11 protein-coding genes are annotated in these 18,656 nt (G+C 61.0%); 4 read left to right on the plus strand and 7 right to left on the minus strand.

All coding sequences use genetic code 11. The annotated features are described in order from the left end of the window. Positions 1-109: 109 nt before the first annotated feature. A complete protein-coding gene (gene putA, locus BM300_RS14425; protein ID WP_092345489.1) occupies positions 110-4,063 on the minus strand; it encodes a trifunctional transcriptional regulator/proline dehydrogenase/L-glutamate gamma-semialdehyde dehydrogenase in 3,954 nt (1,317 codons plus the stop codon). A gap of 462 nt (positions 4,064-4,525) precedes the next feature. On the opposite strand from putA, the gene putP reads away from it, so the two are divergent. Further along, the gene (putP, locus tag BM300_RS14430; RefSeq protein WP_092146708.1) at positions 4,526-6,010 is read left to right on the plus strand and encodes a sodium/proline symporter PutP; all 1,485 of its coding nucleotides are present in this window, start codon (positions 4,526-4,528) and stop codon (positions 6,008-6,010) included. 139 nt (positions 6,011-6,149) lie between these two features. On the opposite strand, the gene BM300_RS14435 is transcribed toward putP, so the two are convergent. Both BM300_RS14435 and BM300_RS14440 read right to left on the minus strand, forming a co-directional pair. After that, complete coding sequence (locus tag BM300_RS14435; RefSeq protein WP_092345491.1) at positions 6,150-6,914, minus strand: heparin lyase I family protein; 765 nt, start codon at positions 6,912-6,914, stop codon at positions 6,150-6,152. 90 nt (positions 6,915-7,004) lie between these two features. Next, positions 7,005-7,499, minus strand: coding sequence for a DUF2165 family protein (locus tag BM300_RS14440; protein WP_063323239.1), 495 nt, complete (start codon positions 7,497-7,499; stop codon positions 7,005-7,007). 269 nt (positions 7,500-7,768) lie between these two features. Between BM300_RS14440 and BM300_RS14445 the strand changes: the two genes are divergently transcribed. From BM300_RS14445 to BM300_RS14455, 3 genes are all read left to right on the plus strand, one after another. Then, positions 7,769-9,823 (plus strand): type VI secretion system Vgr family protein, encoded by a 2,055-nt coding sequence (locus tag BM300_RS14445; protein ID WP_092345493.1) that lies wholly within the window; start codon positions 7,769-7,771, stop codon positions 9,821-9,823. After that, on the plus strand, positions 9,820-10,551 hold the full coding sequence (locus tag BM300_RS14450; protein ID WP_170862057.1) for a DUF4123 domain-containing protein: 732 nt from the start codon (positions 9,820-9,822) through the stop codon (positions 10,549-10,551). The genes BM300_RS14445 and BM300_RS14450 overlap by 4 nt, the downstream gene beginning before the upstream one ends. An 81-nt stretch (positions 10,552-10,632) precedes the next feature. Continuing rightward, positions 10,633-11,472: a 23S rRNA (adenine(2030)-N(6))-methyltransferase RlmJ gene (locus tag BM300_RS14455; RefSeq protein ID WP_072340026.1), complete on the plus strand. Its 840-nt coding sequence runs from the start codon at positions 10,633-10,635 to the stop codon at positions 11,470-11,472. 136 nt (positions 11,473-11,608) lie between these two features. Here the strand turns inward: BM300_RS14455 and msrA are convergent, their stop codons facing one another. The 4 genes from msrA to aceF form a co-directional block, all read right to left on the minus strand. Further along, positions 11,609-12,256 (minus strand): peptide-methionine (S)-S-oxide reductase MsrA, encoded by a 648-nt coding sequence (gene msrA, locus BM300_RS14460; RefSeq protein ID WP_072340029.1) that lies wholly within the window; start codon positions 12,254-12,256, stop codon positions 11,609-11,611. Positions 12,257-12,341: 85 nt separating this feature from the next. Next, positions 12,342-15,035, minus strand: coding sequence for a putative bifunctional diguanylate cyclase/phosphodiesterase (locus BM300_RS14465; RefSeq protein WP_092146702.1), 2,694 nt, complete (start codon positions 15,033-15,035; stop codon positions 12,342-12,344). 182 nt (positions 15,036-15,217) lie between these two features. Continuing rightward, positions 15,218-16,609, minus strand: a complete 1,392-nt coding sequence (locus BM300_RS14470) for an alkaline phosphatase D family protein (RefSeq protein WP_092345497.1) — start codon at positions 16,607-16,609, stop codon at positions 15,218-15,220. A 396-nt stretch (positions 16,610-17,005) separates the two neighbouring features. Beyond that, entirely contained in the window at positions 17,006-18,646 is a 1,641-nt protein-coding gene (gene aceF, locus BM300_RS14475; protein ID WP_092146698.1) for a dihydrolipoyllysine-residue acetyltransferase, read from the minus strand. Positions 18,647-18,656: the final 10 nt, after the last annotated feature.

Here is an 18,656-nt window from a genome sequence, read left to right on the forward strand (position 1 = left end):
AACAGGATGATTGATGGGGGTGATAGAGCAGCACAAGCTGCAAGCTGCAAGCTGAAGCAAAAGCATCTGCTTTTACTTGCCGCTTGTAGCTTGCCGCTCGCAGCTGCTTTCAGCCGATAGTCATCAAGCTGGCGTTACCACCCGCGGCCGCGGTGTTGACGCTCAAGGCTCGCTCGATCACCAGACGCTCCAGCGCCACGCTGGTCTCGCCCTGGGACAAACCATGTACCCCGACGATGGCACCGGCACGCTTGGCCACTTGCTGGCAAACGCTGCGCAGTTGATCCGAATCGCCGTGGTGCAGGACTGCGTCGAACAGCACCTCGTCCTTGGTCCAGTCGGCCACCCGCTGGATGCGCGCCTGAATCTCTTTCGGCAAGCGGGCGAACAAGGCCTTGCTGGTGTCGGTTTCCGGCCACACGGCCGAGCCGCCCACGGCCAGTACGGCCGCCAGTTGCGTCAGCAGGTCGCCTTCCACGTCGGCCAGGCACAACACGTGCTCGCGCGGCAGGATGGCGTAGCTGTTGCGTTCGCCGGTCGGCCCGGTCAGAGTCCGGGTAATACCGCTTTGCGATTGAGCCGCGAACTGCACGCACAGGGCGCTCAGCTCGGCGAGCTTCTGGCTGTCGGCCCAGGCTTGCAGGGCGGTCAGCGGTTTGCTCATGGCGTCGCGCAAACGCAGGTCCGGCGCGGTGAGGGCATCACCACGGGCGAAGGATTGCTGGATCGCATCGGTAGGACGTGTCGACAACAGGCGGTACAGGTACAGCGGACCACCGGCCTTGGGACCGGTGCCCGACAGGCCTTCGCCGCCAAACGGCTGCACGCCGACCACCGCGCCGACAATGTTGCGGTTCACGTAGACGTTACCGGCATGGACATTGTCGATGACCTTGGCGATGGTCTCGTCGATGCGCGTGTGCACGCCCAGGGTCAGGCCATAGCCGGAGGCGTTGATCTGGTTGATCAACTGGTCCAGCTCCTTGCGCTTGTAGCGCACCACGTGCAGCACCGGACCGAAGATCTCGCGTTGCAGCTCGTCGAAGCTTTCCAGCTCGATCAGGGTTGGCATCACGAAGGTGCCGCGCTTGCACTCGTCACTGTCGGCGATTGCCATCTGGTACACGGTGCGACCTTTATCGCGCATGGCCTGGATGTGTTTCTCGATGCCAGCCTTGGCTTCGGCGTCGATCACCGGGCCGATGTCCACCGACAGGCGCTCAGGGTTGCCGAGGCGCGATTCGGCCATGGCGCCCTTGAGCATTTCGATGACGCGGTCGGCGGAATCTTCCTGCAAGCACAGGACCCGCAGGGCCGAACAACGCTGGCCGGCACTGTCGAAGGCCGACGACACCACGTCGATGACCACTTGTTCGGTGAGCGCCGAGGAGTCGACGATCATGGCGTTCTGGCCGCCGGTTTCGGCGATCAGCGGGATCGGACGGCCCTGGTTGTCCAGGCGCCCGGCGATGTTGCGTTGCAGCAGGCGAGCGACCTCGGTGGAGCCGGTGAACATCACGCCCTTGACCCGCTCGTCACCCACCAGGCGGGCACCGACGGTTTCGCCGCGCCCCGGCAGCAATTGCAGCACGCCTTCCGGAATGCCGGCTTCGAGCATCAGGCGCACCGCCTGGGCAGCCACCAATGGCGTCTGCTCGGCGGGCTTGGCCAATACCGGGTTACCGGCGGCCAGGGCGGCGGCGACCTGGCCGCTGAAAATCGCCAGCGGGAAGTTCCACGGGCTGATGCAGACCACCGGACCCAGTGGGCGGTGGGCATCGTTGGTGAAATCGTTGCGCGCCTGCACCGCGTAGTAGCGCAGGAAATCCACGGCTTCACGCACTTCGGCGATGGCGTTGGCGAAGGTCTTGCCGGCTTCGCGGGCCAGCAGGCCCATCAGCGGCTGGATCTCGCCTTCCATCAGGTCGGCGGCACGTTCGAGGATCGCGGCGCGCTCGGCTGGCGGCGTGGCTTGCCAGATCGGTGCGGCGTTGAGGGCGCACTGGATGGCGTTGTCGACATCGGCGACCGTGGCTTCCTGCACATGGCCCACCACGTCGCGGTGATCGGACGGGTTCAGTACCGGGGCCGGGGTTTCTTCGCTGGCGGCGCAGCCGAGCATCGGCACGGCTTTCCAATCGTTATGGGCAGTGGCAAGCAGGGCGCAGGACAGCGACGCCAAACGATGTTCGTTGGCCAGGTCGATGCCGCTGGAGTTGGCGCGGTCGCTGCCATACAGGTCGCGCGGCAGTGGGATGCGCGGGTGCGGCAGGCCGAAACCGCCTTCCAGCGTCGCCATCTGCTCGATGCTGGCCACTGGATCGGCCACCAGCTCCTGAATCGAGATGGACTGGTCGGCGATACGGTTGACGAACGAAGTGTTCGCGCCGTTTTCCAGCAGGCGACGTACCAGGTACGCCAGCAGTGTTTCGTGAGTGCCGACCGGAGCGTACACACGGCACGGACGGTTCAGCTTGCCTTCGGAAACCTTGCCTACAACCTGTTCGTACAGGGGTTCACCCATGCCATGCAGGCACTGGAATTCGTACTGGCCCGGGTAATAGTTCTGACCGGCGATGTGGTAGATGGCTGCCAGGGTATGGGCGTTGTGCGTGGCGAACTGTGGGTAGATGACTTCGGGCACCGACAGCAGTTTGCGGGCGCAGGCGATGTAGGACACGTCGGTGTACACCTTGCGGGTATAGACCGGATAGCCTTCCAGGCCTTCGACCTGGGCGCGCTTGATTTCGCTGTCCCAGTACGCGCCTTTTACCAGGCGAATCATCAGGCGATGACGGCTGCGACGAGCCAGGTCGATCACATAGTCGATCACGTACGGGCAACGCTTCTGGTAGGCCTGGATCACGAAGCCGATGCCGTTCCAGCCGGTCAATTGCGGCTCGAAGCACAGGCGCTCGAGCAGATCCAGCGACAGCTCGAGGCGGTCGGCCTCTTCGGCGTCGATGTTCAGGCCGATGTCGTATTGCTTGGCCAGCAGGGTCAGCGACAGCAGGCGTGGGTACAGCTCGTCCATGACGCGCTCGTACTGGGCGCGGCTGTAACGTGGGTGCAGGGCGGACAGCTTGATGGAAATGCCTGGGCCTTCATAAATCCCACGACCGTGGGACGCTTTGCCGATCGAGTGGATGGCTTGTTCGTACGAGGCCAGGTACTTCTGCGCATCGTGTTCGGTGAGTGCGGCTTCACCCAGCATGTCGTAGGAATAGCGGAAGCCTTTGGTTTCGAACTTGCTGGCGTTGGCCAGGGCCTCGGCGATGGTTTCGCCGGTGACGAACTGCTCGCCCATCAGGCGCATGGCCATGTCGACGCCCTTGCGGATCATCGGCTCGCCGCTCTTGCCGATGATGCGGCTCAGGGAAGAGGTCAGGCCTGCTTCGTTATGGGTAGCGACCAGCTTGCCAGTCAGCAGCAGGCCCCACGTGGCGGCGTTGACGAACAGCGACGGGCTGTTGCCCAAGTGTGGCTGCCAGTTGCCGGTGCTGATCTTGTCGCGGATCAGGGCGTCACGGGTGCCTTTGTCCGGGATGCGCAGCAGCGCCTCGGCCAGGCACATCAGTGCTACGCCTTCCTGGGACGACAGGGAAAATTCCTGCAGCAAACCCTGAACGATACCGGCACGGCCGCCGGCACTTTTCTGGTTGCGCAGTTTTTCAGCAATCGAAGCCGCCAGTTTGTTGGTGGCTTCGGCCATTTGTGCCGGCAGGCGGGCCTGTTCGATCAGCATCGGCACCACTTCCGGCTCTGGGCGACGGTAAGCGGCCGTGATGGAGGCGCGCAGGACCGATTGCGGCAGGATGCTCTCGGCAAATTCGAGGAAGCATTGGTGAGCATGGTCGATTTGCACATCGCCAGCATCGTCGCTGTCGGTGCGAGGTGAACCGTTCAGCTCGGTCAGGGTTGCACCACCCTCGAGTTTTTCCAGGTAATTGAAAATTGCCTGCTTGATCAGCCAGTGCGGCGTGCGATCAATCGAGGTTGCGGCCGCCTTGAGGCGTTCGCGGGTCGGGTCATCGAGTTTGACCCCAAGGGTGGTGGTAGCCATATTTTTATCCTCATGTTTACCACGTATCGCGTGGCATCAGCTGGCGGCAAGATTAGCTGCGGGATGATTGAGGTGCAACCGGGTGCAACCCTTTTTTTCTCGAAATGACAGGCAGCTCATCCGGAAGCAAATATCGTCCGGCTGATCCTGCACCGGCTTAGTGCTTTAGCTTCTAGCTGAGTGCTGGGAACTGCACTAAAAGGGAGCAAAAAACTCGAATCTTGCGATAAAACCGATCAGGTGCAACTTATTCGAGCGAAACTGGTTGCACCTTATTTGATTTGTTGAATAGCATTCGCGGCCAAGGTGCAACCGGTTCAAAGCCGAGGGGCATCGGCTGATGGCTTTCCTGGGGAAACATCAGTCATAAATTCGCGGGACTGCAAATCGTCGCTACAACATCTGTGTTGTCGATGCTTTCAACTGCCACCGCTACATAAAAACAAAGCCAGGGCGTAACTCATGAGTGTTAGTAATCCCACCTTGATCACTTTCGTGATCTATATCGCAGCCATGGTCCTGATCGGTCTGATGGCTTACCGCTCCACCAACAACCTTTCCGATTACATCCTGGGCGGTCGTAGCCTGGGCAGCGTGGTGACGGCACTGTCTGCAGGTGCTTCCGACATGAGCGGCTGGTTGTTGATGGGTTTGCCCGGTGCAATCTACATGTCCGGCCTGTCGGAAAGTTGGATCGCCATCGGCCTGATCGCCGGTGCCTACCTGAACTGGTTGTTCGTGGCCGGTCGCCTGCGGGTTCAGACCGAGCACAACGGTGACGCACTGACGCTGCCGGACTACTTCTCCAGCCGTTTCGAAGACAAGAGCGGCGTGCTGCGGATCATCTCTGCGGTGGTGATCCTGGTGTTCTTCACCATCTACTGCGCTTCCGGCATCGTGGCCGGTGCCCGTCTGTTCGAAAGTACCTTCGGCATGTCTTACGAGACGGCGCTGTGGGCCGGTGCTGCAGCAACCATTGCCTACACCTTCGTCGGTGGTTTCCTGGCCGTGAGCTGGACCGACACCGTACAAGCCACCCTGATGATCTTTGCGCTGATCCTCACGCCGATCATCGTGCTGCTGGCTACCGGTGGTGTGGACACCACGTTCCTGGCCATCGAAGCAAAAGATCCTACGTCGTTCGACATGCTGAAAAACACCACCTTCATCGGCATCATCTCGCTGATGGGCTGGGGCCTGGGCTACTTCGGCCAGCCGCACATCCTGGCGCGCTTCATGGCGGCGGATTCGGTCAAGTCGATCGCCAATGCCCGTCGCATTTCCATGACCTGGATGATCCTGTGCCTGGGCGGCACCGTGGCTGTGGGCTTCTTCGGTATCGCTTACTTCTCGGCGCACCCTGACGTGGCCGGCCCCGTGACCGAGAACCCAGAGCGGGTGTTCATCGAGCTGGCGAAGATCCTGTTCAACCCATGGGTTGCCGGTGTGTTGCTGTCGGCCATCCTGGCGGCGGTGATGAGCACCCTGAGTTGCCAGTTGCTGGTGTGCTCCAGTGCCCTGACCGAAGACTTCTACAAGACCTTCCTGCGCAAGGGCGCTTCCCAGCTGGAACTGGTCTGGGTCGGCCGCGCCATGGTGCTGCTGGTGGCCCTGGTCGCCATTGCCCTGGCCGCTAACCCGGAAAACCGCGTACTGGGTCTGGTGAGCTACGCCTGGGCTGGTTTCGGTGCTGCCTTCGGCCCGGTTGTCCTGATCTCGGTAATCTGGAAGAACATGACCCGCAATGGCGCGCTCGCCGGCATCCTGGTGGGTGCGATCACCGTGATCGTCTGGAAGCATTTCGCGTTGCTGGGCCTGTACGAAATCATCCCGGGCTTCATCTTCGCCAGCCTGGCTATCTACTTCGTCAGCAAGATGGGCACGCCTACCGCGGGTATGCTGCAGCGCTTCGACGCGGCGGAAAAAGATTTTCGCCTGAACCAGTAAGGCCTTCGGCGAGGCCTTGATGGCTCGCAGGACGACTTGCATGAAAACGGCCCGTCTCCAATGGAGGCGGGCCTTTTTTACGGGTGTCAGGTGGGATGGGACTGGCAAAACGTGTGGCTCACCGAGCGAATCCAGCCCCTCAATGACAGGACTGTTCGACATCGGCGTACGTGGTGCCGATCTTCAGGCCGGAAATATAGTTCTTCACATCCTCCATGACGCCTGGCTGATGCTTATTGTAAACGCCCCATTTAGGCTCGTTCGCACCTATGTTCGCGCCGTCCCAGGTTCTTCCGGAAAAGCGTTTCTGGCCGTTGCTGAAGGTCTGTGCCTGACCCTCGAACCATAACTCCGTCCAACCGCTGCTTGATTGATTGGAAGTATGGATGGCCAAGACCAGGCAGTACCACTTCAGCGGTTCAATGGGGCGGGTCCAGATCACACCGGATGTCTCGCCTGGCATGCCGTAGTAGAAAAGCCTCAAGTTGCCGTCCTTGGCACTCATCAGGAACGGATAGTTTTGTTGATGCCCCGCTTCATAGGACTTCCACTGGAATGGATGATGATTGCTCTGGGTGTCATTCAACCTGAATGACCAGCCAATAAAATAGGTTCTTTCCTTTTCGAATCGATAGGGTGTGTGATTGGCGCCAGTCCTGATATTGCGTGCTTCGCAGCGGGGCTCGCCGGCGCCTTTATGGAATAACCAGGATTTGCCTCGGTCATCATCGTCTACCACGGTGATGCTGGACGGGGCTGGGCATTCACTCACGGCATTCGCGAATATTTTTTCTTTACCGATAGGATTGGCGGCGTCTCCATTCCAAATCAAGTGGGCCTCCGCGGGGGGGCAAAGATGAAAGGCAGTGATCAGGCTCGCAGCGGCGAGCAGGGGAAATTTCATCAGTGAGTTTCCTGAAGTTCTTGATGTTGTTGACGTGAAACTTTCGACACTTATGGGAGGCGTGATGTGGGCCCGCGATGCTCACGGCGCTCACGCCATGTCGGGATCCGCCTGGTTGAGGAAGATCAGCACGCCCAGGATCGCCATGTAGAATCTGAACGCGGCATCCTGGCCATTCCAGATTTCTGACTGCCACATCAGAAACCATTCGCCGCCAACGACCATGAAGCCGAAAAACCAGACGAAAAAACCCACCGTCAAGCCGGCGATGGCCCACCCCTTGGCACGTGCGAACACCGCGCCCTCGGCCTTGCGCGCCTGCCACAGCAGCAGCGCGCCGTAGCCCAGCAGCCCTGCCGTGATGGCTTCACCGAGGATGATCAGCCAATAGGCGCCGTGCCACACCCAGGGTTGGTCGATCGCACGATACCGGGCGGCATTGTCGGGGAAGGTGGTGTCCATACTCAGCACGTGATGGACGAAATTGAAATTGGAGCTGTAGTCCGTGATGTTGTTGAACACGGTCAGGAAGGCGAATGCGGCGAGCGCCAGGATCATTGCAATCTTTGCGTAGCGAATGGTCATGGGTTGCGTCCTTTGCTTTTTTGTAATCGGGTAAAAAACGTTATCACGCGAACTTGCAGTCAGAGTCCTGTTGCGTTGTAAGAAGTTGCTGATTCATTCGTGCGACGGTTTCTGAAGGGCGTGATGCAAGGATTGTCTGTCGGAAAGCGCCACACGTTTTGCAGCTTTTAGCTTTGTGTATGTAAGGAAAATCTGTTTTTCCTGAGCGCTGATCAACTTTCCGATGGCTGATGCAGAATCGCTGGCCTCCACTCAGCAAAGGACATCGGATGTTCGCGCCTGCCAATCCATCACGTTTCACGCTAACGCTCGACAGCGGGCCGAGTGAACTCAAAGTGCTTGAGTTCAAGGGGCAGGAGGCCATCAGCCAACCCTATCGCTTTGATCTGGAACTGGTCAGCGAGCGGTCTGACCTGGCGCTGGAAGAGCTCCTGCATCGCCAGGCATTTCTGGGGTTCGATGATCGGGACAGTGGCGTACACGGTCAGGTCTATAGCGTGGCCCAGGGGGATTCGGGCAAACGCCTGACCCGTTACCAGATCAGCCTGGTGCCCCGCCTGGCCTACTTGCGCCATCGCATCAACCAGCGGATTTTCCAGCGCCTGAACGTACCCGATATCGTCGCCCGGGTGTTGAAGGAGCACGGGATCCTGGCGGATGCCTGCCAGTTCACGCTTGGCGGCCAATATCCCGAACGCGAGTATTGTGTGCAGTATGGCGAAAGCGACCTGGCCTTCATCGAGCGGATCTGCGCCGAAGTCGGTATCCATTATCACTTCAGGCACCGCCCTTGCGGTCATCTGCTGGTGTTTGGTGACGACCAGACGGTGTTTCCCCGCCTGCCTGAGTCGACGCTATACCTGCCGGACAGCGGCATGGCTGCCAACGAGCCGGCCATCAAGCGCCTGGCGGTGCGGCTCCAGACCCGTACCACTGCCGTGACGTTGCGCGATTACGACTTCCGCAGGCCCGGTTCGTTACTGCAAACCCAACTCGACAATCGACAGCGTCCTGTGCTCGAGGACTATCACTATCCCGGTGGTTTCTGCGCCCGTGACGACGGCAAGCATCTGACCCGATGCGCCCTCGAGCGCCACGGCGCCGACCACTGCGTGGCAGAAGGCGGCAGCAATGAAAACGCCCTGGTCAGCGGACATTTCATGCGTATCAAGGAACATCCCCGAGAGCCGTGGAATGATCTCTGGCTCCTGACGCAGATCGACCATCATGGCCGCCAACCGCAGGTGCTGGAAGAAACCGCCGCCGGCCCGGATGAATTCCAGGGCTACAAAAATACCTTTCTTGCCACGCCATGGGACGTGTTCTTTCGGCCACCCTTGCATCACGAAAAGCCCCGTGCCCAGGGCTATCAGTTGGCGGTGGTGACCGGACCGGTGGACAGCGAGATCTATTGCGATGAGTTCGGACGGGTCAAGGTGCAACTGGTCTGGGATCGCGACGGTCAACGCGACGAGCATTCCAGCTGCTGGCTGCGCGTGGCCTCCGGTTGGGCTCACGATCGCTATGGCGCAGTGATGATTCCCCGAGTCGGGATGGAAGTCCTGGTGGGGTTCATCGATGGCGACGTGGACAAGCCGTTGGTCGTCGGTTGTCTGCCCAACGGCGCCAACCCGGTGCCACTGGACTTGCCTGCGGACAAGACCCGAAGCGTGTTGCGCAGCCAGAGCAGCCCCGGCGGGGGAGGCTACAACGAATTGCGCATCGAGGATCGCAAGGGCGCCGAGGAGATCTACCTGCGGGCCCAGCGCAACTGGACCCAGCATGTGCTGCATGACCAGCGGGTGCAGGTCGATCACGAGCGCAGCATCGTTGTCGCCGGTACGGCACGGCACGAGCTCAAGGCCGATGAGCAGCGCCTCACCCACGGTCAACGCCGGGCAGAAGTGCGGCATGACGATCATCTGCTGGTGAGCGGCGAGCGGCATATTCGTGTCACCAGCCAGGTCCTGAATGCCAGCCAGCAGTTTCATGTCAGCGCCGGCCAGCAGGTAGTCTTGGATGGGGGCGCGAGCGTGACCCTTCAGGCTGGCGGTCATTGGATCAACATCGGTGCCGGCGGGATTTCCAGCAGCGTACCCATCGAGGTCGGTGGCGCGCCGATGGCGGTCATGAGCGCGGCATTCGGCTCTCCAGGCGGCGCCGAGAAGCGGGTCGCTGCGGCGGCACCTGCGCTTTCCCTTGCGCAGATTCTCAGTTTCCAAGGTTCGGCGCCGTTCTGTGAGGAGTGCGAGCGTTGCAGAAATGGCGCCTGTGCGGCGCCGCCGGTCTTTCACAAACCTGTCGATGTCCGGAGGCGTCCATGAACAGCGATCAATCTCCTCGCGCCTGGCTTGAGGAGCACCCCTTGCAGGCCTCCGAGCAACTATTCGCCATTTTCAGCAATGCCAGTAGCGCCGGGGCGTTGTCGGCCTGGAGGCGCTCGATGAACTCGGTCGCCAGCCCGATCTGGGCCGACACGCCGTACGCCGGGTGGGAAGCGGTCATGCCCTATGTAGGGCTGGTCAGCGCAGACAGTGGGTTTCTTGATTGGATAGCCGCCACCGATTCCCTCGATTGGGGTTGGCTGGCGGTTTCGTGCGTGAGTCAAGAAATCCTTGTCGAACACTTGCGAGGGCTCACACAGGTACTGTTGCCCGGTGGCAAGCCGGTCTTCCTGCGTTTTTGGGATGGGCGCTTCATGCGGCCGATCCTGCAATCGACGGAGGTGGAGGCCGGGCAACTCTTGCCGGTTATCAAACGTTGTCTGATCAATGGCCGATCCCTTGAGGTCGTGGGAAATGCCCAGCGGCCGGCCCAGGCTTTTCCCTGGTGGCAAGTGCCCATCACCCTGTTGGCCGCAACGACCGAGGGGCCGACGGACTGTCTGCTGGACAACGTGCTCACTTGGCTGGGTGAAGAGCATCCCCATGTGTTCGAGCGGGTCGACGGCAGCGTCCTGCGCTGCAAGATTGCCCACTTTCTTGAGCGATCGGCGGTGGCTGAGGCGAAAATGGCGCCATTGCAGGCCTATTTGCTGCGAGAGCTGGGCTGATGATGGCCTGTCCGCTGGGCTGCGAACCCCTGACGTTCGACGCACTTCAAGGTAAACTCGTCGCCCTTCGCAGGAGCCGCCATGAATTATCGCCACGCCTTCCACGCCGGCAATCACGCCGATGTATTCAAACACCTGACCTTGACCCGCCTCATCGCCTTGATGTCGCGCAAGGAGCAGCCCTTCGCCTACCTCGATACCCACGCGGGCATCGGGTTGTACGACTTGCAGGGTGACCAGGCCAACCGTACCGGTGAGTATCTGGAAGGCATTGCGCGGTTGTGGGGCGAGAGCGATCTGCCGCCGCTGACCGCCGACTACATGAAGGTGCTGCACGAGATGAACCCGGACGGGCAGTTGCGCTACTACCCGGGCTCGCCGGAGTTGGCGCGGCGCCTGACCCGTTCGCAGGACCGTGTGCTGCTCAACGAGAAACACCCTGAAGACGGCGTGTTGCTCAAGGACAACATGAAAGGCGACCGTCGCGTGGCGGTCCATCTGGGTGAGGGCTGGCATGTGCCGCGGGCGCTGCTGCCGGTGGCAGAGAAGCGTGCCTTGATGCTGATCGATCCGCCCTTCGAACAGCTGGACGAGATGCAGCGCTGCGCCGCCTCCCTCAAGGAAGCCATTGGCCGGATGCGCCAGACGGTGGCGGCGATCTGGTACCCGGTCAAGGACCAGCGGATGTTGCGCCGCTTCTACCAGGACCTGGCCGGCACGGGCGCGCCGAAGCTGTTGCGGGTGGAACTGCTGGTGCATCCATTGGCCACGCCCAACAGCCTGAACGGCTCCGGCCTGGCGATTGCCAACCCGCCGTGGGGGCTGGAGCAAGAGTTGCGTGAACTGCTGCCGTGGCTGTCGAAAAAGCTGGGGCAGACCCAGGGCGGGTGGCAGATGGATTGGTTGATTGCTGAAAGCTGAGTTTTGCTGGCGCCTGGAAGGGCGCTATCGCGAGCAAGCTCGTTTCCACATGGGATCTTAGGCGTACGCAAGAGTTGTGTACGCCGCCAGACCTGTGGGAGCTGGCTTGCTCGCGAAGCTGTTCAGGGCCGGACAGTCAGATCGGGCAGGTCACGCCGGTCCCGCCAATCCCGCAATAGCCTTCAGGGTTCTTCGCCAGGTACTGCTGGTGATAGGCCTCGGCGAAGTAGAACGTTGGCGCTTCTTCGATTTCGGTGGTGATGGTGCCTTTGCCGGCCTTGGTCAACTCGGCCTGGAAGACTTGCTCGCTGTGTTTGGCCGCCGCCAGTTGGGCTGGGGTGGTGGCATAGATCACCGAGCGGTACTGGGTGCCGATGTCGTTCCCCTGGCGCATGCCCTGGGTCGGGTTGTGCAGTTCCCAGAACATCTTCAGAAGCTGTTCGTAGCTGACTTTCGCCGGCTCGTAGACCACCAGCACCACTTCGCTGTGGCCGGTAAGGCCCGAGCAGACTTCTTCGTACGTCGGGTTCGGTGTGAAACCACCGGCGTAACCCACCGCGGTACTGACCACGCCTTCGCGCTGCCAGAACTTGCGTTCCGCGCCCCAGAAACAGCCGAGGCCGAAGATCGCGAAATCCACGTCCATGGCAAACGGCCCCAGCAGCGGTGCGTCGAGGACGAAGTGTTTTTCCGGCACGGTCATCGGGGTTTCACGGCCAGGCAGGGCTTGTTCTTGAGTAGGGAGCACGTTTTTGTTCACCAGGATTTCCGAGCGCAAGACCATTTATCAGTCCTTTCAGTCAGATTGAGTTGAGCGAAATAGACCGTCAGTGTGCCTCAGAAAAGCCGCCGCAAGCTATACGCAGCTGTCAGACCAGAGGCCCACGCGGGTAGCGCTTGAGCTTTTCGATCAGCTCCGCGCCCGGGATTGGCCGGTCGAACAGGTAGCCCTGGCCGACGTCGCAGCGGTGGCGCCGTAGAAACGCCAGTTGTTGGGCGGTCTCGATGCCTTCGGCCACGACCTTGAGTTTCAGGTTGTGGGCCATGGCGATCACCGCCGAGGTGATTTCCATGTCGTCCTGGTTGTCCGGGATTTCGTGGATGAAGCTGCGATCGATCTTGATAATGTCGATCGGGAATTTCTTCAGGTAACTGAGGGACGAGTAACCGGTGCCGAAGTCGTCCATGGCCAGGGTCAGCCCCAGGCGCTTGAGCTGGTCGAGCTGCAAGTGGGTGTCTTCGGTGGCTTCCAGCAACAGGCCTTCGGTCAGTTCCAGCTCCAGCAACCGGGCCGGCAGTTGTTCTTCCTTGAGGATGCTGGCGATAGAGGCGACCAGGTCCGGGTCGGAGAACTGCTTGGGCGACAGGTTGATCGCCACCTGCAGGTTGCCCAGGCCGGCGGCGGTCAATTGCTTGCTCATGCGGCAGGCCTGGCGGGCGATCCATTTGCCGATGGGAATGATCAGGCCGGTTTCTTCGGCCACGCTGATGAACTGGTCCGGGCGGATCATGCCCTTTTCCGGATGGTTCCAGCGCAGCAACGCTTCCATGCCCAGCAGACGGCCGCTGCGCAGGCACAGCTTGGGTTGGTAGAACACGTCCAGTTCATTCTGGGTCAAGGCGCGACGCAGGTTGTTTTCCACGAACAGCTTGTAGCTGGCCTCGGCATTCAGTGCTTCGGTGAACACTTGGACCTGGTGTTTGCCGTTGGCCTTGGCCTTGTGCAAGGCGAGGCCGGCGTTGCGCATCAGGGTCTGCGGATCGCGGCCGTGCAGCGGCGCGCAGGCCAGGCCCACGGAGCCGGTCACGCTGATCAACTGGTTATCGACGAACATCGGCTTGTCGAGGGTCATCAGCAACTGACTGGCGATCTGTTGCCCGGCTTCCAGGCTCGTGTCGTCCAGCAGGACCGCGAATTCGTTACTGGCAAATCGCGCCAGGCTGCCGCTGGGGCTCAAGCTGTTGCGCAGGCGCCGGGCCAGGCTGATCAGCAGTTTGTCACCGGTTTGGTGGCCGAGGCTGTCGTTGATGCGCTTGAAGTTGTCGATGTCCACCAGCAGCAGGCTGATGGGCGAATCACTGTCCCGGGCGAAGCGTTCATCGAGGTTGCGAATGAACGCCGGACGGTTGCCCAGGTTGGTCAGGTTGTCGGTGTACGCCAGGCGCTCGATGCGCTGCTGGGCCAGCTTGGTCTGGGTGATGTCTTCGTAGATGCCGATGTAGTGGGTCAGCTCGCGGTTATCGCCGTAGACCTTGGAAATCGACAGCTGGCCCCAGTAGGGCTCCAGGTTCTTGCGTCGACTCTTGAACTCACCCTGCCAACTGTTGCTCTGGGCCAGCGCCGAGGGGGCGTCGAACAGCAGTTCGCTGAGGTTCTCCAGGGCCGGCAGTTCCGAGAGGCGTTGGCCGTGGACTTCCTCGGTAGTGTACTGGGTGATCGCGGTGAAGCTCGGGTTGACGTACTCCACCACACCGTCGCAATTGACCAGCAGGAACGCGTTGGCGCTCTGTTCCACGGCGCGCTGGAACAAGTGCAGGGCGCTGGTGGCGGTGCGTCGGTTATGGTTGTTGATGACTTGGGCGAACTGGTCCGCGAGCTCGCCGGCAAAGGCGATTTCATCCGACTGCCAGGCGCGGGTGACGCCTACTTGCTCCAGGCACAGCACGCCCACCACCTGGCCGTCGATACGCACGCTGGCGTCGAGAATGGCATTGACGTCGCGGGCGCGCAGGTTCTCGGCCATTTCTCGGGTGCGTGGGTCGCGCATTGCATTGTGGGCGTCAATGGCGCGGCAGGTCTGCAGCGCCTCCATGTAGTCGGGAAAGTCGTTGGCGTCGATCACCGCGGGCAGGAAGTACGCCTGGGACGCGCGGTTGTAGGCGGAAATCGGTACCAGTTTGCCATCGTCCAGATTCCAGAGGCTGGCGCAGTCGATCTGGTAGATGTCACAGGCGCTGCGGGTGATGAGTTCGGCGGCTTCGAGCAGGGAGTTGTTGGCGCTGTAGCGTTGACGGGTCAGCAGCAGGATCAAGTCCTGTTGGGCGCGTACCCGGTCCAGGTGCTGGAGTTGTTCTTGCTGGGCGCGCTGGTTCAGTTCCAGGGCGATCTGCAGGCGTGAGTTCTGGGTTTCCAGGTCCAGTGCCGGCACGGAGGGTTCGCCTTGCAGCAAATTGTCCACTGCCAGCAGGTAACCGCGCAGCAGATGACGATTGTGTTGCTTATAGGCCTCACCCGTCTCCAGCACGTTCATCGGGCCCTTGGCGGTGTGGAGCGTGTAGCGAATCTGGTAATGCGCGGCCTGGGCCAATTGTTGCTGGATGGTGTCGTGCAGTTGATAGCGTGCTTCGGGTTCCATCAAGCTGGCGTAAGGCGCACTGACCAGCGAGCACAGCTCTACGGCGGGCAGGCCGAAGTATCGCTCGCAGTTGGGATCGAGGAACAACAGCGCCCAGCTTGCTTCATTCAGCCGTTCGAAACGCAGCATACCGAGCCGCGAGGGCACCGGTAACTGCGTCACTACCTCGGCCGCCATACGGCTGGCGGCATCGGGTTGGCTTTTCATGGGGAAACTCGCTTCGAAAATGCTGATCGCGCCGGGCTGACGCCCTCGTTATTACGGATTGGCGCAAGGTTGCATCATTGCGGCACTGGCTGACAAGAGAGATGAAGGCCAAGTGCTATAAACCTTTTATCGGCCGACGAGAGGATTTCTCCAGTCGCCGACCGATCAGAGGGCATGGAAGATCATTGCAGTGGGATGTCGACCGTCTGCAAGGGGTTGCCGTCCCGGTCGTGGAAGGTGACTTGAAGGCTCTGGGCCGTGACATGCAGGCGGGCGAAGTTGTCCTGGCTCACCACTTTGCTGGTCAGTTCATAGCGGTACTGGCCGCTTTGGGTACGGGCCATGGGCCTGTGGAAAATAAAATCCGAGGCTTTTGCAAAAGGCAGCAATTTACTGTTGTAGAACGGTGAGGAAACGACGGTGTTGACCTCGAAATCAGGATCCTCGCTGTGACGCAGGCGGCTGGTCATGGAGCCGTGGACATCGCCCGAGACGAAAATCACGTTTTTGATCCGATGGCGGCGTATGGTTTCCAGCAGGCGCAGGCGTTGTTCCGGGAAGGCCTGCCAGGCGTCGCCGTCATCGTGCTTGCTGTCAGGGAAGAACATGACGCTGGTCACGACGAGTTTGACCCTGGCGGGGCTGTCGATGAGCCATTGGAGCAGGGACTGTTCCTGTTCTTCGTCGAGGATGCGCCGGTCATTCGCCGACAGGTTGCGTTGCGTCCGGCTGTCGGTGACGAACCATTGGATATCGCCGTGGGAGAAGGTGTACCAGTAACGGGTTAACGACTTGTGTAATGTTCCGTCGCTCGACAGTTCATGGGCTGGCCCGTGGCTGGCCTGATAAAGCCTATAAGCGCCCATGGCATTTGCGTAGAGGATGTCGTCGTTGACGGTTTTCCTGGCGGGCCAGTTGTCTTCGATTTCATGGTCGTCAAGGATCATGTAGGTAGGGGTGCCAGACATCAGTTTCCGGATATGCGGCTGGGTAAATACCGATCGGTATCTGAAAAGGATGTTCTGATAGGTTCGGTCCGGTCCGATGACATTCAGGTCATCCAGATAAACCTGGTCGCCGGTCATCAATACCGCGCTGATCGGTGGGTTGGCCTGCGCCACGAGGCGGTTGATGCCGGCAAAGGTGCGGTCGCCAAGCCCAGGTAGCAATGGGATGCCGGCGGCGATTCGCAAGTAGCGACAAGAGCCCACGATATAAGCGCGTGGCGCATCGGTTTTGCTGGCCGGCGTGCGTAAGCAGTAGGTGGTCCTGGGCCATTGCAGTGGCAGTTCCTGGACGGTTTCCACGGTATGGGTCGGGCTCAGGGGGCTGAACCAGCCGGCCTGGTACTCGTAGGCGGTATCGGGTTGAAGGCCTTTCAACACGATGACATCGGACATGTCGCGGTAGGCCTTCAATTGGACAAAATGCCCTTTCGACCAGCGTGTATCGCCTTGGCGCCGGTGGCGAATACCGGCGAATACCCGGTTGTTGTCGCGATCGCCGCGCAGGAATATCCGGGCGTGGTCGGTTGTCGTGTGGCCGACAATGGGGCCAACGGTAGGTTTGAACATATTCGAATCCATTCGAAGTTTCAGCAGTGGGGGCAAACATCAAGTTGCCTTGAGGCTCCGATGCTAAAGCTCGATGCAGGATAAATATTGATCGAAGAGAGGGCGCAAGTTGTGGGTAATGACTAACAGGGGGCGTAGTCATTTCAAGCTTGCGAGGTAGGAAAGTTTCCGCGGTGCCTGATTTTCCGCCATCGCGAGCAAGCTCGCTCCCACAAAGGACTTGTGTTGTCCCTGTGGGAGCAAGCTCGCGATGAGGCCGGGACATCCAGCATCCAGGCAGCCTGTCTGGAATTCCAGGCAAAAAAAGCCCCGCCAAACGGGCGGGGTTGAGGTACGAGCGTGGCGCTCGGAAAACAGTGCTCCGAATGGCCCTCCCCAAGGGAGGGCCGTGCGGTGTTACAGCAGGATGGTGCGGATGTCGCCCAGCAGGTCGCTCAGACGCTTGGTGAAGCGTGCAGCGGCGGCGCCGTTGATCACACGGTGATCGTAGGACAGCGACAGTGGCAGCATCAGCTTCGGCTGGAAGGCCTTGCCGTCCCAGACAGGCTGGATGGTGGCCTTGGAAACACCCAGGATCGCCACTTCCGGCGCGTTGACGATCGGCGTGAAGCCGGTGCCGCCAATGTGGCCGAGGCTGGAGATGGTGAAGCAGGCGCCTTGCATGTCGTCGGCGGTGAGCTTCTTGTTCCGGGCTTTTTCGGCCAGGGCAGCGGCTTCGGCAGCCAGCTGCAAGAGGCTCTTCTGGTCGACGTTGCGGATGACCGGTACCAGCAGGCCTTCCGGGGTGTCGACGGCAAAGCCGATGTGCACGTATTTCTTGCGGATCACAGCCTTGCCACTCGGGGCCAGGGAGGCGTTGAAGTCCGGCAGTTCCTTGAGCAGGTGCGCACAGGCCTTGAGCAGCAGGGGCAGTACGGTCAGCTTCACGCCGGCCTTTTCCGCCACGGCTTTCTGCGCAACGCGGAAAGCTTCCAGCTCGGTGATGTCGGCCTGGTCGAACTGAGTCACGTGCGGGATGTTCAGCCAGCTGCGATGCAGGCTCGACGCGCCGATCTGCATCAGGCGAGTCATGGCCACTTCTTCGGTTTCGCCGAAGCGGCTGAAGTCCACCGCCGGGATCGGCGGGATACCCGCGCCACCGCTGGCGCCTTCGGCCGGTGCGTTCTTGGCCTTCTGCATCATGGCCTTGACGTAGGCTTGCACGTCTTCTTTCAGCACACGACCGTGAGGGCCGCTTGGGCCGACGGCGGACAGCTCGACACCGAACTCACGGGCCAGCTGACGCACCGCAGGGCCGGCGTGCACCTTGGCACCGCTTGGGGCTGGTGCGGCGGCCGGGGCGGGCGCGGCTTCGGCCTTGGCGGCAGGTGCGGCAGCAGCCGGAGCCGGAGCGGCTTCGGTCTTGGCAGCGGGTGCCGCGGCCTGGGCTGGCGCGGCCGGAGCGGCGGCGCCGGCTACTTTCAACTTCAGGATCAGGTCACCGGTGCCGACTTCGTCTTCCAGCTTGATCTCGACGCTTTCCACCACACCGGCGGCCGGCGACGGGATTTCCATGCTGGCCTTGTCGGATTCCAGGGTGATCAGCGACTGGTCGGCTTCGACCGTGTCGCCGGCCTTGACCAACACTTCGATGATCTTGGCCTTGCCCGACGAACCGATGTCCGGAACGTGAATGTCCTGGACCGTGGCCGCCGCAGGCGCAGCAGCCGGAGCGGGAGCCGCCTCGGCAGCCGGTGCCGCGGCGGGCTTTTCAGCCGCCGCCGGGGCCGCTGCAGGCGCTGCCGCTTCAGGTGCCGCAGCGGCGCCCTCGACTTCCAGCTCCAGCAGTTCGTCGCCTTCTTTCAGGCGATCGCCCAGCTTCACTTTCAGGCTCTTGATCACACCGGCCTTCGGCGCAGGCACTTCCATGCTGGCCTTGTCCGATTCAAGTGTCAGGATGCTCTGGTCGGCTTCGATACGGTCGCCGACCTTCACAAACAGTTCAATTACTTCACCTTCACCGCTGCCGATGTCAGGTACGCGAATGAGTTCGCTCACGAAAATTCTC

This window comes from Pseudomonas sp. NFACC46-3 (assembly GCF_900114515.1).
Taxonomy (GTDB): Bacteria; Pseudomonadota; Gammaproteobacteria; order Pseudomonadales; family Pseudomonadaceae; genus Aquipseudomonas; species Aquipseudomonas fluorescens_Q.

Excerpts from the sequence above, each read along its gene's own strand:
- putA (WP_092345489.1), bottom strand. The coding sequence starts at position 4,063 with ATGGCTACCACCACCCTTGGGGTCAAACTCGATGACCCGACCCGCGAA.
- putP (WP_092146708.1), top strand. The coding sequence starts at position 4,526 with ATGAGTGTTAGTAATCCCACCTTGATCACTTTCGTGATCTATATCGCA.
- BM300_RS14435 (WP_092345491.1), bottom strand. The coding sequence starts at position 6,914 with ATGAAATTTCCCCTGCTCGCCGCTGCGAGCCTGATCACTGCCTTTCAT.
- BM300_RS14440 (WP_063323239.1), bottom strand. The coding sequence starts at position 7,499 with ATGACCATTCGCTACGCAAAGATTGCAATGATCCTGGCGCTCGCCGCA.
- BM300_RS14445 (WP_092345493.1), top strand. The coding sequence starts at position 7,769 with ATGTTCGCGCCTGCCAATCCATCACGTTTCACGCTAACGCTCGACAGC.
- BM300_RS14450 (WP_170862057.1), top strand. The coding sequence starts at position 9,820 with ATGAACAGCGATCAATCTCCTCGCGCCTGGCTTGAGGAGCACCCCTTG.
- BM300_RS14455 (WP_072340026.1), top strand. The coding sequence starts at position 10,633 with ATGAATTATCGCCACGCCTTCCACGCCGGCAATCACGCCGATGTATTC.
- msrA (WP_072340029.1), bottom strand. The coding sequence starts at position 12,256 with ATGGTCTTGCGCTCGGAAATCCTGGTGAACAAAAACGTGCTCCCTACT.
- BM300_RS14465 (WP_092146702.1), bottom strand. The coding sequence starts at position 15,035 with ATGAAAAGCCAACCCGATGCCGCCAGCCGTATGGCGGCCGAGGTAGTG.
- BM300_RS14470 (WP_092345497.1), bottom strand. The coding sequence starts at position 16,609 with ATGTTCAAACCTACCGTTGGCCCCATTGTCGGCCACACGACAACCGAC.